The 12356-nt window shown below is 61.2% G+C and carries 14 protein-coding genes; 13 read left to right on the plus strand and 1 reads right to left on the minus strand.

Translation table 11 applies throughout. The features are described from left to right. Positions 1-2 precede the first annotated feature (2 nt). The 4 genes from IV113_RS06815 (at position 3) to rffA (ending at position 3644) form a co-directional block, all read left to right on the plus strand. Entirely contained in the window at positions 3-920 is a 918-nt protein-coding gene (locus IV113_RS06815; protein ID WP_291082074.1) for a hypothetical protein, read from the plus strand. After that, entirely contained in the window at positions 910-1356 is a 447-nt protein-coding gene (locus tag IV113_RS06820; RefSeq protein WP_291082076.1) for a GtrA family protein, read from the plus strand. The genes IV113_RS06815 and IV113_RS06820 overlap by 11 nt, the downstream gene beginning before the upstream one ends. Positions 1357-1623: 267 nt before the next feature. Then, positions 1624-2499, plus strand: coding sequence for a class I SAM-dependent methyltransferase (locus IV113_RS06825; RefSeq protein WP_291082078.1), 876 nt, complete (start codon positions 1624-1626; stop codon positions 2497-2499). Then, positions 2496-3644 (plus strand): dTDP-4-amino-4,6-dideoxygalactose transaminase, encoded by a 1149-nt coding sequence (gene rffA, locus IV113_RS06830; protein WP_291082080.1) that lies wholly within the window; start codon positions 2496-2498, stop codon positions 3642-3644. Before IV113_RS06825 ends, rffA begins: the two co-directional genes overlap by 4 nt. 38 nt (positions 3645-3682) lie before the next feature. Here rffA and IV113_RS06835 read toward each other — a convergent pair whose 3' ends face one another. Continuing rightward, the gene (locus IV113_RS06835; RefSeq protein ID WP_291082082.1) at positions 3683-4771 is read right to left on the minus strand and encodes a hypothetical protein; all 1089 of its coding nucleotides are present in this window, start codon (positions 4769-4771) and stop codon (positions 3683-3685) included. Between the two features lie 27 nt (positions 4772-4798). Here IV113_RS06835 and radA point away from each other — a divergent pair, with 27 nt between their 5' ends. From radA to rfbC, 9 genes are all read left to right on the plus strand, one after another. Continuing rightward, on the plus strand, positions 4799-6175 hold the full coding sequence (gene radA / locus IV113_RS06840; RefSeq protein ID WP_291082084.1) for a DNA repair protein RadA: 1377 nt from the start codon (positions 4799-4801) through the stop codon (positions 6173-6175). Between the two features lie 62 nt (positions 6176-6237). Then, a complete protein-coding gene (locus tag IV113_RS06845; protein WP_291082086.1) occupies positions 6238-6672 on the plus strand; it encodes a glycerate kinase in 435 nt (144 codons plus the stop codon). Between the two features lie 64 nt (positions 6673-6736). Next, the gene (locus tag IV113_RS06850) at positions 6737-7687 is read left to right on the plus strand and encodes a branched-chain amino acid transaminase (protein ID WP_291082088.1); all 951 of its coding nucleotides are present in this window, start codon (positions 6737-6739) and stop codon (positions 7685-7687) included. A gap of 4 nt (positions 7688-7691) precedes the next feature. Beyond that, positions 7692-7910 carry a zinc-finger domain-containing protein gene (locus IV113_RS06855; RefSeq protein ID WP_291082090.1) on the plus strand — a complete coding sequence of 73 codons (219 nt, stop codon included), beginning with the start codon at positions 7692-7694 and terminating at the stop codon, positions 7908-7910. Positions 7911-8012: 102 nt separating this feature from the next. Then, positions 8013-9083 (plus strand): dTDP-glucose 4,6-dehydratase, encoded by a 1071-nt coding sequence (gene rfbB / locus IV113_RS06860; protein WP_291082092.1) that lies wholly within the window; start codon positions 8013-8015, stop codon positions 9081-9083. A 68-nt stretch (positions 9084-9151) separates the two neighbouring features. After that, positions 9152-10015, plus strand: a complete 864-nt coding sequence (locus IV113_RS06865; protein WP_291082094.1) for a Wzz/FepE/Etk N-terminal domain-containing protein — start codon at positions 9152-9154, stop codon at positions 10013-10015. Further along, entirely contained in the window at positions 10012-10914 is a 903-nt protein-coding gene (gene rfbD, locus IV113_RS06870; RefSeq protein ID WP_291082096.1) for a dTDP-4-dehydrorhamnose reductase, read from the plus strand. Before IV113_RS06865 ends, rfbD begins: the two co-directional genes overlap by 4 nt. 10 nt (positions 10915-10924) lie before the next feature. Then, on the plus strand, positions 10925-11812 hold the full coding sequence (gene rfbA / locus IV113_RS06875) for a glucose-1-phosphate thymidylyltransferase RfbA (protein WP_291082098.1): 888 nt from the start codon (positions 10925-10927) through the stop codon (positions 11810-11812). Next, positions 11809-12351 (plus strand): dTDP-4-dehydrorhamnose 3,5-epimerase, encoded by a 543-nt coding sequence (gene rfbC / locus IV113_RS06880; RefSeq protein WP_291082100.1) that lies wholly within the window; start codon positions 11809-11811, stop codon positions 12349-12351. Before rfbA ends, rfbC begins: the two co-directional genes overlap by 4 nt. The last annotated feature ends 5 nt before the right edge of the window (positions 12352-12356 follow it).

Here is a 12356-nt window from a genome sequence, read left to right on the forward strand (position 1 = left end):
AAATGAAAACTATGAAATGGCGGAAGCTGGGTTTAATTTTTTCTGCAAACGGCCAAGAGTCATGGATGAGCAGCCATGCTGCAGTGCCATTCGCGGAGCATATTTTTGATGATTTGTATCGCATCTTTTTTACAACTCGCGACTCAAAGCAGCGATCGCATCTGGGATATATAGATATTAATCTCAGGTCTCCGCTAAATATTATTAATATTTCATCTGAACCCGTAATAAAACCAGGCTCCATGGGGGAATTTGATGACAGCGGAGCTATGGGCTGTTGGATAACGAAGAATGGAAGAGATCGGTATCTATACTATCAAGGTTGGAATTTGGGAGTCACTATCCCTTTCCGCAACTCGATTGGACTTGCGATTAGCCATGACGGGGAAGATTTTGCTCGATATTGTCCAGGACCGATTCTCGACAGGACTATGTTCGAACCACAATTTTGTGCGACGCCTTGCGTTCTTATTGACGAAGGAGTTTGGAAGATGTGGTACCTGTCTTGCACCAAATGGATTTTGGAGGACAACAAGCCTAAACACAAGTATCACCTAAAGTATGCCGAATCGACGGATGGGATAGTCTGGCGTCGTAATGGGCATGTTGCGATTGATTATTCGAGCCCCGAAGAGTACGCAATATCTCGCCCATCAGTCATTAAGGATATTGATTGCTGGAGAATGTGGTACTCCTATCGTGGCGACCGCTACCGGATTGGATATGCAGAATCTCAAGATGGGAAAAACTGGATTCGTATGGATAGCTTATCCGGTATCGATTTTTCAACGGAAGGTTGGGATTCAGAGATGATTGAGTATCCTTTTGTGTTTGATCACTCTGGCCACCGTTACATGCTCTACAACGGTAACGAGTACGGCAAAACGGGTTTTGGCTTGGCGGTGCTCGATGAATCTTGAGTCTTTTCGTTTACCTTCCGGAAAAGCTTTAAGGCAGCTTCTCAGTTATGCATTGATTGGCATTATAATCAATTCAATTGGTTATTCAGCTTATCTTTTGCTGACCCATTTGTGGGGCGCTCCGAAGCTAACGATGACGCTTCTTTATTTTATAGGGGCGGCAATTGGATTTCTTTCTAATCGACGATTTACCTTTAGACATGACGGTCATATCGGCGCTGCAGGCGTCCGGTACGTCGCCGTACAACTTTCAGGTTACCTGCTGAACTTGGCACTTCTACTTCTGATTGTGGACTGGTTAGGACTTGCTCACCAGATTGCTCAAGCAATAGCAATTGTTGTGGTAGCTGCCTTTTTGTTCGTAGTGTTGCGAATTTTCGTATTTGCACCGCACTTATGTCGCAATGGCGTAACAGATCCAAGAAGGCACGCCTGATGTGCGAGCACGTTTTTCTTCAATTTCGTCTCCCCAACCGGCTTTATCTGTCCTGAATCCATGATCCTAGAAACCGCAGTTGCCCGTGCTGATTTCCACTTAGATGCCCATGAACATTGAACATTTTGGCCACGACGAAGCGCGCCTCATGGGCAACAGTGCTACAGACCCGATTGAGCCGCCTGGAAGCGCTCTGCCTACGTTGCTCATCCTAGCCAACGCAGCCCGTGACAGCCCACTCGGGCCTGTCCAACTGCGGTTTCTGGGATGATCGTTTGCCCCTCTTGCGGTGCCGAGAGCATCCATGCCGAAAAGGGCTGCGCCCAATGCGGCTTCGTGCCGACGCGGGTCGACGGCTTCCTGGCCTGGGCACCCGACCTGGCCAAACACAACGACGGGTTCCACACGGAAAGCTTTGAAGGCCTGGCGCGGGTAGAGGCAGGCAACTTCTGGTTCAGAGCCAGAAACGCCATCATCATCTGGGCGCTTCGCAAGTACTTCCCGGCGTTTCGTTCGCTGCTAGAAGTGGGTTGTGGCACGGGCTTTGTGTTGTCGGGCATTGCACAGGCGTTTCCTGGAAAAAGGATCGCTGGCAGCGAGATATACACGGCGGGGCTGGCCTTTGCCACACAGCGACTACCCACCGTTGAACTGGTCCAGATGGATGCCCGCAAGCTCCCTTATGTGACAGAGTTCGATGTGGTTGCCGCCTTCGACGTGATCGAGCACATCCTCGAAGACGAACTCGTGCTGCAGAACTTCCACCGCGCCATCAAGCCCGGTGGAGGCTGCCTGATCACGGTGCCGCAACATCAATGGCTGTGGAGCCCTGTCGACGAGGAGGCTTGCCACCGGCGCCGGTATTCGGCCAGGGAGTTGCATGCGAAGGTGCAGGCAGCGGGCTTCCGGATCGTCCGAAGCACGTCGTTTGTCACCCTGCTTCTGCCTCTGATGCTGGCTTCCAGGCTCGCGGCTCGCCGCTCGGGCACGTCCGGCGGCAGCGAAGCACTGCAACTCAACCCCGTCGTCGATCGCGTGCTGGACGCCATCATGCGCATGGAACACCTGGTCATCAAGACAGGTGTTTCTCTGCCGGTTGGCGGCTCTCGGCTCGTGGTGCTGCAAAAAATCCCAGCCGCATGAAAAAAACAACCACCAACATGATCCCCTTCAACCGGCCCCACATGACCGGCAAGGAGCTGTACAACATCGCCGAGGCCCATTTCAATGGGCGCTTGGCCGGCGACGGCCCTTTCACCAAACGCTGTCACGCGTGGATCGAGAGGCGCACAGGTTGCCACAAGGCATTGCTGACACATTCTTGCACTGCTGCCCTGGAAATGGCCGCGCTGATGCTCGACATTCAGCCGGGAGACGAGGTGATCATGCCCGCCTTCACCTTCGTGTCCACTGCCAATGCTTTTGTGCTGCGCGGCGGCGTCCCCGTGTTCGTTGACATCCGAGAAGACACCTTGAATCTCGATGAGCGTCTCATCGAGGCTGCCATCACGTCACGCACGCGCGCGATCGCTCCCGTTCACTATGCTGGCGTCGCCTGTGAGATGGACACCGTGATGGACATCGCCATCCGGCACGGATTGAAGGTGGTGGAGGATGCCGCGCAGGGTGTGATGTCCGCCTACAAAGGCCGTGCGCTCGGGAGCATCGGGGACTTTGGAGCCTTCAGCTTCCACGAGACCAAAAACGTAATCTCTGGTGAGGGCGGAGCGCTGCTGGTGAACGATCCGACACAAGCGCTGCGGGCGGAGATCATTCGCGAAAAAGGGACGGACCGCACCCGATTCTTTCGCGGCGAGTTGGACAAGTACACGTGGCAGGAGGTGGGATCATCGTTTCTGCCAGGTGAACTGATCGCAGCGTTTCTGTGGGCACAATTGGAAGAGGCCCAGTCCATTACCGACGACCGGATGGCGAGTTGGAACCGGTACCACGCTGCCCTGGGCCCCCTGGAAGCCCAGGGCAGGCTCCGCAGGCCGGTGGTGCCGGAAACCTGTCAGCACAACGCCCACATGTACTACGTCCTGCTGTCTCCGGAGATTGATCGGCAGGCGGTGTTGACGGCGTTGAAAGAAAACGACATTTCATCGGTGTTCCACTACGTGCCCCTCCACTCGTCGCCCGCCGGGCTGCGGTACGGGCGGGTACACGGTTCGATGGAGTTCACCGATACCCAGTCGGCTCGACTGATCCGTCTGCCGCTCTGGGTAGGCCTAACAGCGGAACAACAAGATCGAATCGTGAAGGTGCTGACAAGCGTCGTTACCTGAGTCGCCCACCCGCCCAAAGCGCACTTTGCGTCGATCCTTCACGTCTGCTCCCGCTGCGCGTTGAGCCAGCGCTTGACCCGCACCCCGTTGCCCACCTGCTCCAGGTCGTGCTCGATGCCGGCGAGTTCGGCCTCCAGGGCACGCGCGTGATCGATCCGGTTCTGCAGCAGCGTGTTGGCGTTGGGTGAGAGTCCATCGGGCAGATCGAACTCGTCGGCCAGCGCGTTCTGGCGGCCGGCTCGCTCGCGCTCCAGCTCGGCCACCTGGGCTTTCAGGAGCAGCGTGAGTGAAGCCAGGCGCTCGTCGGAGAGTTTGTGCACCGCTGCGGGGTCGGCCAGTTCGACGCGGCTCTGGATCTGCAACAAGGTGACGAGGTCTCGCTTTTCATAGGCTGCATTGGCCTCGCTCATCAGCGCCGTCTTGCGCAGGCGGGCCTGCGGGTCGGTTTCGCGGTCGGGGTGCAGGGCGCTGGCCAGCTGGCGGAACAGACGGCGCAGCAGCGTGTCGGCGTCATGCTGCTCGGTCTGACGCAGCGCAGCACCGGGTTTTTTGCGCTCGCGCTTGGCCTGCGCGGCCTCGCGCTTTTTGTCTTGGACTTCTTCCTGCGAGCGGCGCAGGCGCGCCATGCCGGCGCGCAGCAGTTGTTCGGCGCTGAGGTCCTGGCCTTCGTCGTCCAGCGGTTCGCCCAGCACCGACTCCAAGCGCGCACGCAGCGCATCGGCCGCCTCCCGCTTGAGCTGAGCGAGCGTGCGCGGGCTGTGGCGGTCGTGCAGTTCGCGCATGCCCTCGCTTCCCGGCCCACCGGCTTCGGCCAACGTGCGCGCGAGCTGGCATAGCACGGCGCGGGCCGTGTCGCATTGGCCTTGGCTGAGTTCCTTGCCTTGCAGGAAACCCTCCAACGCCAGCGCCACTTCACGCTGACCCCGCGCCAGTTGGCGGCGCAGCGGGTCGATGGCGCCATGCAGCTCCTGGCGGTGCAGCTGGCCCAGGGCGTCGAGCTCGGCGAGCTGGCTCTTCAGTTTGTCGATGCGGGTGAGCTGCAGGTTGTAGGCGCGGGCCGCAGCGGACAGGGGTTGTTCGCTGGGCGGCAGCACGAGCAGGGAGGCTGCAACGGGGGTCTTGGTCATGGACTCTCGACTATATTGCCCTGCACCATGGCCAAAGACAAAACCCAATACACCTGCAACGAATGCGGCGGCTCCAGCCCCAAGTGGCTGGGCAAATGCCCGCACTGCAACGCCTGGAACACGTTGGTGGAATCGGTGGCCGAATCCACCGCGCCGTCGAAAAACCGCTTTGCCTCGCTCGCGAAGACCGCCGAGGTCACCACCCTGGCCGACATCGACGCCACCGACGTGCAACGCACGCCCACGGGCCAAGACGAACTCGACCGCGTGCTGGGTGGCGGCATCGTGGAAGGCGGTGTGGTGCTGATCGGTGGCGACCCCGGCATCGGCAAGTCGACCCTGCTGCTGCAGGCGCTGGACTCGCTGCAGCGCGCAGGCCTGAAGACGCTCTACGTGACGGGCGAAGAGAGCGGCGCGCAGGTGGCGCTGCGCTCGCGCCGACTCGGGCTCGATGGCTCGCAGGTGAGCGTGCTGGCCGAAATCCAGTTGGAGAAAATCCTGGCCACGCTGGACCATGTGAGGCCAGGCATCGCCGTGATCGATTCGATCCAGACCGTGTACTCCGAACAGCTCACCTCGGCGCCCGGTTCGGTGGCGCAGGTGCGCGAGTGCGCGGCGCACCTGACACGCGCGGCCAAGGCCAGCGGCACGGCGATCGTGCTGGTCGGCCACGTGACCAAAGAAGGCGCGCTGGCCGGGCCGCGCGTGCTGGAGCACATGGTGGACACGGTGCTGTACTTTGAAGGCGACACGCACAGCAGCTTCCGCCTGATCCGCGCGATCAAGAACCGCTTTGGCGCGGTCAACGAGATCGGCGTGTTCGCCATGACCGAGAAAGGCCTGAAGGGTGTGAGCAACCCGAGCGCGATTTTTCTCTCGCAACACAGCGAGCCTGTGCCGGGCAGTTGCGTGATGGTGACGCTGGAAGGCACGCGGCCCATGTTGGTGGAAATCCAGGCGCTGGTGGACAGCGGCGGGCCTTCTCCCCGGCGTTTGAGCGTGGGCCTGGACCGCGACCGCCTCGCCATGCTGCTCGCGGTGCTGCACCGCCACGCCGGCGTGGCCTGCATGGACCAGGACGTGTTCGTCAACGCCGTGGGCGGCGTGCGCATCAGCGAACCGGCGGCCGATCTGGCGGTGATGCTGGCCATCACCTCCAGCCTGCGCGGCCGGCCGCTGCCCAAGGGCTTCATCGCCTTTGGAGAAGTCGGCCTGGCCGGCGAAGTCCGCCCGGCCCCGCGCGGCCAGGAGCGACTGAAGGAAGCGGCCAAGCTGGGCTTCAGTGTGGCGGTGGTGCCCAAGGCCAACTTGCCGAAGAAAAACGACAAGGCGTTTGAGGGCCTCACGGTGCACGGCGTGGACCGCATCGAAGAGGCCATGGAGCTGGCCCGCAGCCTCGCCTGAACCCGCGCGGCCTGCGTACAAACCGCAGCGGCGCGCCCGCCGCGTCGAAGGACAATCGCCCCATGCAATTCAAGAAATTCCTCGTTCCCCTGGGCTGTGCGGCCCTGTTGGTGGTGGCGCACCGCGCCTCCGGCTGGCCCGGCGTGGCCGCCGTCGGCGGTGGCCTGCTCATGTGGCTGCTGCTGCACGTCACCCGCCTCATGACGGTGCTCAAGCGCGCCGCCCACCGCCCGATCGGCCACGTGGACAGCGCGGTGATGCTCAACGCCAAGCTCAAACCCGGCGTCACGCTGATGCACGTCATCGCCATGACGCGCGCGCTGGGTGAGCGCATCTCGGATGAAGGCGCCGAGCCCGAGGTGTACCGCTGGACCGACGCCGGCCTGTCGACGGTGCAAGCCGAGTTCAACAACGGCAAGCTGGTGCGCTGGCAACTGACACGGCCCGACCCCGAGGCGTCACCCCCGGCACCCAACCCGACCAGCCCGGCGCCGTAAAATCGCCGGTTTGGCGGCCATTCCTGTCGGTTGGGCGCCCCTCACGAACAACCCAAAGGACCCCATGAACCCCATCGTTCCCTCGATGTCCGACCGCGACGGCAAGATCTGGATGGACGGCCAGATGGTGGACTGGCGCGACGCCAAGATCCATGTGCTGACCCACACGCTGCACTACGGCTGTGGCGCTTTCGAGGGGGTGCGGGCTTACAACGCGGTCGGCGGCACGGCGATCTTCCGCCTGGAAGAGCACACCGAGCGTCTGTTCAACAGCGCCAAGATCCTGCGCATGAAGCTGCCCTTCACCATGGAAGAAGCCATGGAAGCGCAAAAAGCCGTGGTGCGCGAGAACAAGCTGGAGAGCTGCTACATCCGCCCGCTGACCTGGATCGGGGACAAGAAGCTGGGCGTGTCCCCCAAGGGCAACACCATCCACCTGATGGTGGCGGCGTGGGCCTGGGGCGCGTACCTGGGCGAAGAAGGCCTGAAGCGCGGCATCCGCGTGAAGACCAGCAGCTACACCCGCCACCACGTCAACATCACCATGACGCAGGCCAAGGCGGTGAGCAACTACACCAACAGCATCCTGGCCAACATGGAAGTCACCGACGAGGGCTACGACGAAGCGCTGCTGCTTGACGCCTCCGGCTTCGTGAGCGAAGGCGCCGGCGAGAACATCTTCGTCGTCAAGAACGGCGTGATCTACACGCCCGACCTCTCGGCCGGCGCGCTCAACGGCATCACACGCAACACGGTGTTCCACATCGCCAAGGACCTGGGCCTGGAGATCATCCAGAAGCGCATCACCCGCGACGAGGTCTACATCGCCGACGAGGCTTTCTTCACCGGCACCGCCGCTGAGGTGACCCCCATCCGCGAACTCGACCGCATCGAACTGGGCAAAGGCGACTACGTGGGCAGCCGCGGCCCGATCACCGAAAAGATCCAGAGCGCGTTCTTCGACATCGTCAACGGCCGCAACCCCAAGTACGCCCACTGGCTCACCAAGGTCTGACCCCATGAGCTCCCCCAAGATCATCTCGGCCGTCGAACTCAAGGCCACCGACCTCAATGCCCAGGGCGGCGTGTTCTGCCCGAACAAGCTGGCCGACATGAAGCTCTGGAACAGCCACCCCAGGGTGTATCTGGATGTGAGTCACACCGGCGAGGCAAAATGTCCTTATTGCGGAACGGTGTACCGCCTCAAATCCGGCGAGACGGTTTCACACGGACACTGATCCGGAACGGGATTCCGCCGAAAGTGGCGGTTTGGTGAAGATAATGCGTGGTTCACGGCGGCCTCCGGGCTGCCCCAAGATAGCCACCTATAGGGAAGTTTCATGATTCTGGTCACTGGCGGCGCCGGCTTCATTGGCGGCAATTTCGTGCTCGACTGGCTGGCCCAGATGGCCGAGCCCGTTGTCAATCTCGACAAGCTCACCTACGCTGGTAACATGGAAAACTTGGCCAGCCTGCAGGGCGACGTGCGCCATGTGTTCGTACAGGGCGACATCGGCGATGGCGCCCTGGTGGCCCGGCTGCTGGCCGAGCACCGGCCCCGCGCGGTGATCAACTTCGCCGCCGAGAGCCACGTTGACCGCTCCATTCACGGCGCCGAAGACTTCATCCAGACCAACATCGTCGGCACCTTCCGCCTGCTCGAAGCGGTGCGCGCGCACTGGTCGGCTCTGCCGGCTGAAGAAAAATCTGCCTTCCGCATGCTGCACGTGAGTACCGACGAGGTCTACGGCAGCCTGGCGCCCGACGCGCCGGCCTTCACCGAAACGCACGGCTTCGAGCCCAACAGCCCTTACTCGGCCAGCAAGGCAGCCAGCGACCACTTGGTGCGCGCCTGGCACCACACCCACGGCCTGCCGGTGCTCACCACCAACTGCAGCAACAACTACGGCCCGTTCCATTTCCCTGAGAAACTCATCCCGCTGATGATCGTCAACGCACTCGCCGGCAAGCCCCTGCCGGTGTACGGCGACGGCATGCAGGTGCGCGACTGGCTCTATGTGAAAGACCACTGCAGCGCGATCCGCCGCGTGCTGGAAGGCGGGCTGGTGGGCGAGACCTACAACGTCGGCGGCTGGAACGAAAAGCCCAACCTGGACATCGTGCGCACCGTCTGCGCCCTGCTCGACGAGCTGCGCCCGCGCACCGACGGCCAGCCCTACGCCAGCCAGATCAGCTATGTGAAAGACCGCCCCGGCCACGACCGTCGCTACGCCATCGACGCGCGCAAGATCGAACGCGAACTGGGCTGGAAGCCTGCTGAGACCTTCGAGAGCGGCATCCGCAAGACCGTGCAGTGGTACCTGGACCACCCCGAGTGGGTGGCGAACGTGCAGAGCGGTTCTTATCGGCAGTGGGTGCAGGCGCAGTACGAGGCCGCGATCACCGCCTGAACCACGTTGCCGCTACCGCACTGTGCGGGCCCCTAGGCATTCGCCGTATAGAGAAAAACTTCATATCCATGGACCAACACAGCCCCGCACGCGCAGACGAATTCGAAGACTCCATCGATCTTTTCGATGTTGTACTGACCTTGGCTGAGAACATCAAGCTCCTGTTGCTGGGACCTTTGATTGCAGGAGCGCTGGTGTACGGTCTGACATTCCTTCTACCGCAGAAGTTTCAGAGTACCGCAGTATTGCGATCGGAAGCAGAAGTCGCCTCCTACATGACCACCGCCGCGGTTCTTGACGCGTCACTGGCCAATCTTGGCTTTTTGAAGGATCTGTCTGAGGAAGAAGCGGAGGAAGCCCGCATTGACTTGACCCAGCGCATCACAACCCAAGTAGGTCGCAACGACAAACTTGTGACCCTCCATGTGATCGCAGACTCACCGGGAGTGGCCCAAAGTATCGCCAACGAAATACTCAAAAATACCTTCGCCGGTCTCAGACCGAAAGGTGCCGAGTTGAAGCGATTGGAAACTCAAAAGACCGCACTGGAGCAGCAAATCAGCGAACTCTTGACAACAAGCAAGAAGGCGCAAAAGCTTTTGGACGAATCCTCCCCCGCGGGCGACAACGGTCTTTTGGCTGAATCCATATCCAGCCTTTCTGAAGGTGGGATCCGAATGCAGGAAACGTTGCTTAAGGTAGAAAAAAAGATCGAGGGTTTGACCACTGAGGACTTGCTGCAGTCCCCGACCTTGCCCAAAAGACCTGCGGCACCAAGGAAGGGCCTGACCGCAATTCTTAGCGCGGTCGGGATAGGATTCCTCTTACTGGTGTTCGTTCTCGTGAGGCATTTCTGGATAACTGCCAACACGTTGGAGCCGCAGCGGCACCGTCTGGATGCCTTGAAGCGCACGTACGGACTTGGTCGATGAGTCTCATCCTGCTCTTGGGGCGAAATGGGCAGCTCGGTTGGGAGCTCCAGCGAAGTTTGGCGCCGCTGGGTGAACTGGTCGCGTTGGACCGGCGCAGCACAGGGAGTGACGGTGGCTGCGGTGATCTCAACAATCTGGAGGGTTTGCGCGAAACCGTGCTGCGACTGCGCCCCGACGTGATCGTGAACGCGGCGGCCCACACCGCCGTGGACAAGGCCGAGAGCGAGCCTGAGCAAGCGCGCGCCGCCAATGCACTGGCGCCGGGCGCGCTGGCACAAGCCGCCAGCGAAGTGGGTGCCCTGCTGGTGCACTACTCCACCGACTACGTGTTTGACGGCAGCGGCACCGCGCCATGGAGCGAAGATGCAGTCACCGGTCCTTTAAGCGTGTACGGGCAGACCAAACTGGAAGGCGAGCAGCTGATCGCTGCGGCCGATGCGCGCCACCTGATCTTTCGCACCAGCTGGGTCTACGCCGCGCGTGGCGGCAACTTCGCCAAGACCATGCTGCGGCTGGCGCAGGAACGCGACAGCCTCACCGTGATTGACGACCAGTTCGGCGCGCCGACCGGCGCCGAATTGATCGCCGACGTGACGGCCCACGCCATTCACCAAACCCTGCGCGAGGAAGCGCACTGCGGCACCTACCACCTTGCGGCAGCAGGCGAAACCACCTGGAACGGCTACGCCCGCTTCGTGCTTGAGGCGGCTCGCGCCCTCAAGCCAGACCTCGCGATCAAGGCCCGGGAAGTGGCGCCAGTGCCCACCAGCGCCTTCCCCACACCGGCACGCCGACCCCTGAATTCGCGCCTGGACACGACCCGCCTGCGCGACAATTTTGGCCTCACGCTGCCCGACTGGCAGCACGGCGTGCGGCGTATGCTCGCCGAAATTCTTTGAGACAAAACGCATGACACAACGCAAAGGCATCATCCTGGCCGGCGGCTCCGGTACCCGCCTGCACCCGGCCACACTGGCGATCAGCAAACAGCTGCTGCCGGTGTATGACAAGCCGATGATTTACTACCCACTGACAACCCTGATGCTTGCTGGTATCCGCGACGTGCTCATCATCAGCACGCCGCAGGACACGCCACGCTTCCAGCAATTGCTGGGCGACGGCAGTGCGTGGGGCATGAACCTGCAGTACGCGGTGCAACCCAGCCCCGACGGTCTGGCACAGGCCTTCATCATCGGCGCCAACTTTGTGGGCAACAGCCCCAGCGCCCTGGTGCTCGGCGACAACATCTACTACGGCCACGACTTCACCACGCTGCTGGCCGACGCCGACACAAAGGCGAGCGGCGCCACCGTGTTCGCCTACCACGTGAACGACCCCGAGCGCTACGGCGTGGTGGCCTTCGACGCGCAAGGCAAGGCCCGCAGCATCGAAGAAAAGCCTGCCAAGCCCCAGAGCAACTACGCCGTCACCGGCCTGTACTTCTACGACCAGCAGGTGGTGGACATTGCGAAAGCGGTGAAGCCCAGCGCGCGCGGCGAGCTGGAAATCACCGCTGTGAACCAAAGCTATTTGGACATTGGCCAGCTCAACGTGCAGATCTTGGAGCGAGGTTACGCGTGGCTGGACACCGGCACTCACGACAGCCTGCTCGAAGCCAGCCAGTTCATCGCCACACTGGAGCACCGCCAAGGCCTGAAGATCGCCTGCCCTGAAGAAATTTCATGGCGGCACGGCTGGATCGACAGCGCCCAACTGGAGGTCCTCGCGCAACCCATGCTCAAGAACGGCTACGGCCAGTATCTCGTGCGTCTCCTCAAGGACCCGGTGCTCCGATGAAAGTCACACCCACCACCATCCCCAATGTGCTGATCATCGAACCCAAGGTGTTTGGCGACGAACGCGGATTTTTCTTCGAGAGCTTCAACCAGACGGCCTTCAATGAGGCGACTGGTCTGGATGTGAACTTCGTGCAGGACAACCACAGCCGCAGCGCCCAGGGGGTGTTGCGGGGGCTGCACTACCAAGTGCCGCCGCATGCGCAGGGAAAGCTGGTTCGGGTGGTGCGCGGAAGCGTGTTTGATGTGGCGGTGGATATTCGCCAGGGATCACCAACCTTTGGCCAGTGGGTGGGGATGGAACTCTCTGAGGAGAATCACAAGCAACTTTGGATACCTCCAGGCTTTGCCCACGGCTTTTTGGTGCTGAGCACGTCTGCCGACTTTCTGTACAAGACCACGGACTACTACGCACCGCAACACGAGCGCTGCATCGCCTGGAATGATCCCACCATCAAGGTGCACTGGCCCGAAGACTTCGTACCACTGTTGTCGGCCAAGGATCAATTGGGCATGCCGTTTCGCGAAGCCGATCTCTGAGTTTT

This window comes from Hydrogenophaga sp. (genome assembly GCF_018780385.1).
Lineage (GTDB): Bacteria > Pseudomonadota > Gammaproteobacteria > Burkholderiales > Burkholderiaceae_C > Hydrogenophaga.

Bases quoted from the DNA above. Each gene is read 5' to 3' on its own strand.
- rfbD (WP_291082096.1), top strand. From the start codon at position 10,012: ATGAGTCTCATCCTGCTCTTGGGGCGAAATGGGCAGCTCGGTTGGGAG.
- IV113_RS06815 (WP_291082074.1), top strand. From the start codon at position 3: ATGAAAACTATGAAATGGCGGAAGCTGGGTTTAATTTTTTCTGCAAAC.
- rffA (WP_291082080.1), top strand. From the start codon at position 2,496: ATGAAAAAAACAACCACCAACATGATCCCCTTCAACCGGCCCCACATG.
- IV113_RS06820 (WP_291082076.1), top strand. From the start codon at position 910: ATGAATCTTGAGTCTTTTCGTTTACCTTCCGGAAAAGCTTTAAGGCAG.
- IV113_RS06865 (WP_291082094.1), top strand. From the start codon at position 9,152: ATGGACCAACACAGCCCCGCACGCGCAGACGAATTCGAAGACTCCATC.
- IV113_RS06845 (WP_291082086.1), top strand. From the start codon at position 6,238: ATGCAATTCAAGAAATTCCTCGTTCCCCTGGGCTGTGCGGCCCTGTTG.
- rfbC (WP_291082100.1), top strand. From the start codon at position 11,809: ATGAAAGTCACACCCACCACCATCCCCAATGTGCTGATCATCGAACCC.
- radA (WP_291082084.1), top strand. From the start codon at position 4,799: ATGGCCAAAGACAAAACCCAATACACCTGCAACGAATGCGGCGGCTCC.
- IV113_RS06855 (WP_291082090.1), top strand. From the start codon at position 7,692: ATGAGCTCCCCCAAGATCATCTCGGCCGTCGAACTCAAGGCCACCGAC.
- rfbA (WP_291082098.1), top strand. From the start codon at position 10,925: ATGACACAACGCAAAGGCATCATCCTGGCCGGCGGCTCCGGTACCCGC.
- IV113_RS06825 (WP_291082078.1), top strand. From the start codon at position 1,624: ATGATCGTTTGCCCCTCTTGCGGTGCCGAGAGCATCCATGCCGAAAAG.
- rfbB (WP_291082092.1), top strand. From the start codon at position 8,013: ATGATTCTGGTCACTGGCGGCGCCGGCTTCATTGGCGGCAATTTCGTG.
- IV113_RS06835 (WP_291082082.1), bottom strand. From the start codon at position 4,771: ATGACCAAGACCCCCGTTGCAGCCTCCCTGCTCGTGCTGCCGCCCAGC.
- IV113_RS06850 (WP_291082088.1), top strand. From the start codon at position 6,737: ATGAACCCCATCGTTCCCTCGATGTCCGACCGCGACGGCAAGATCTGG.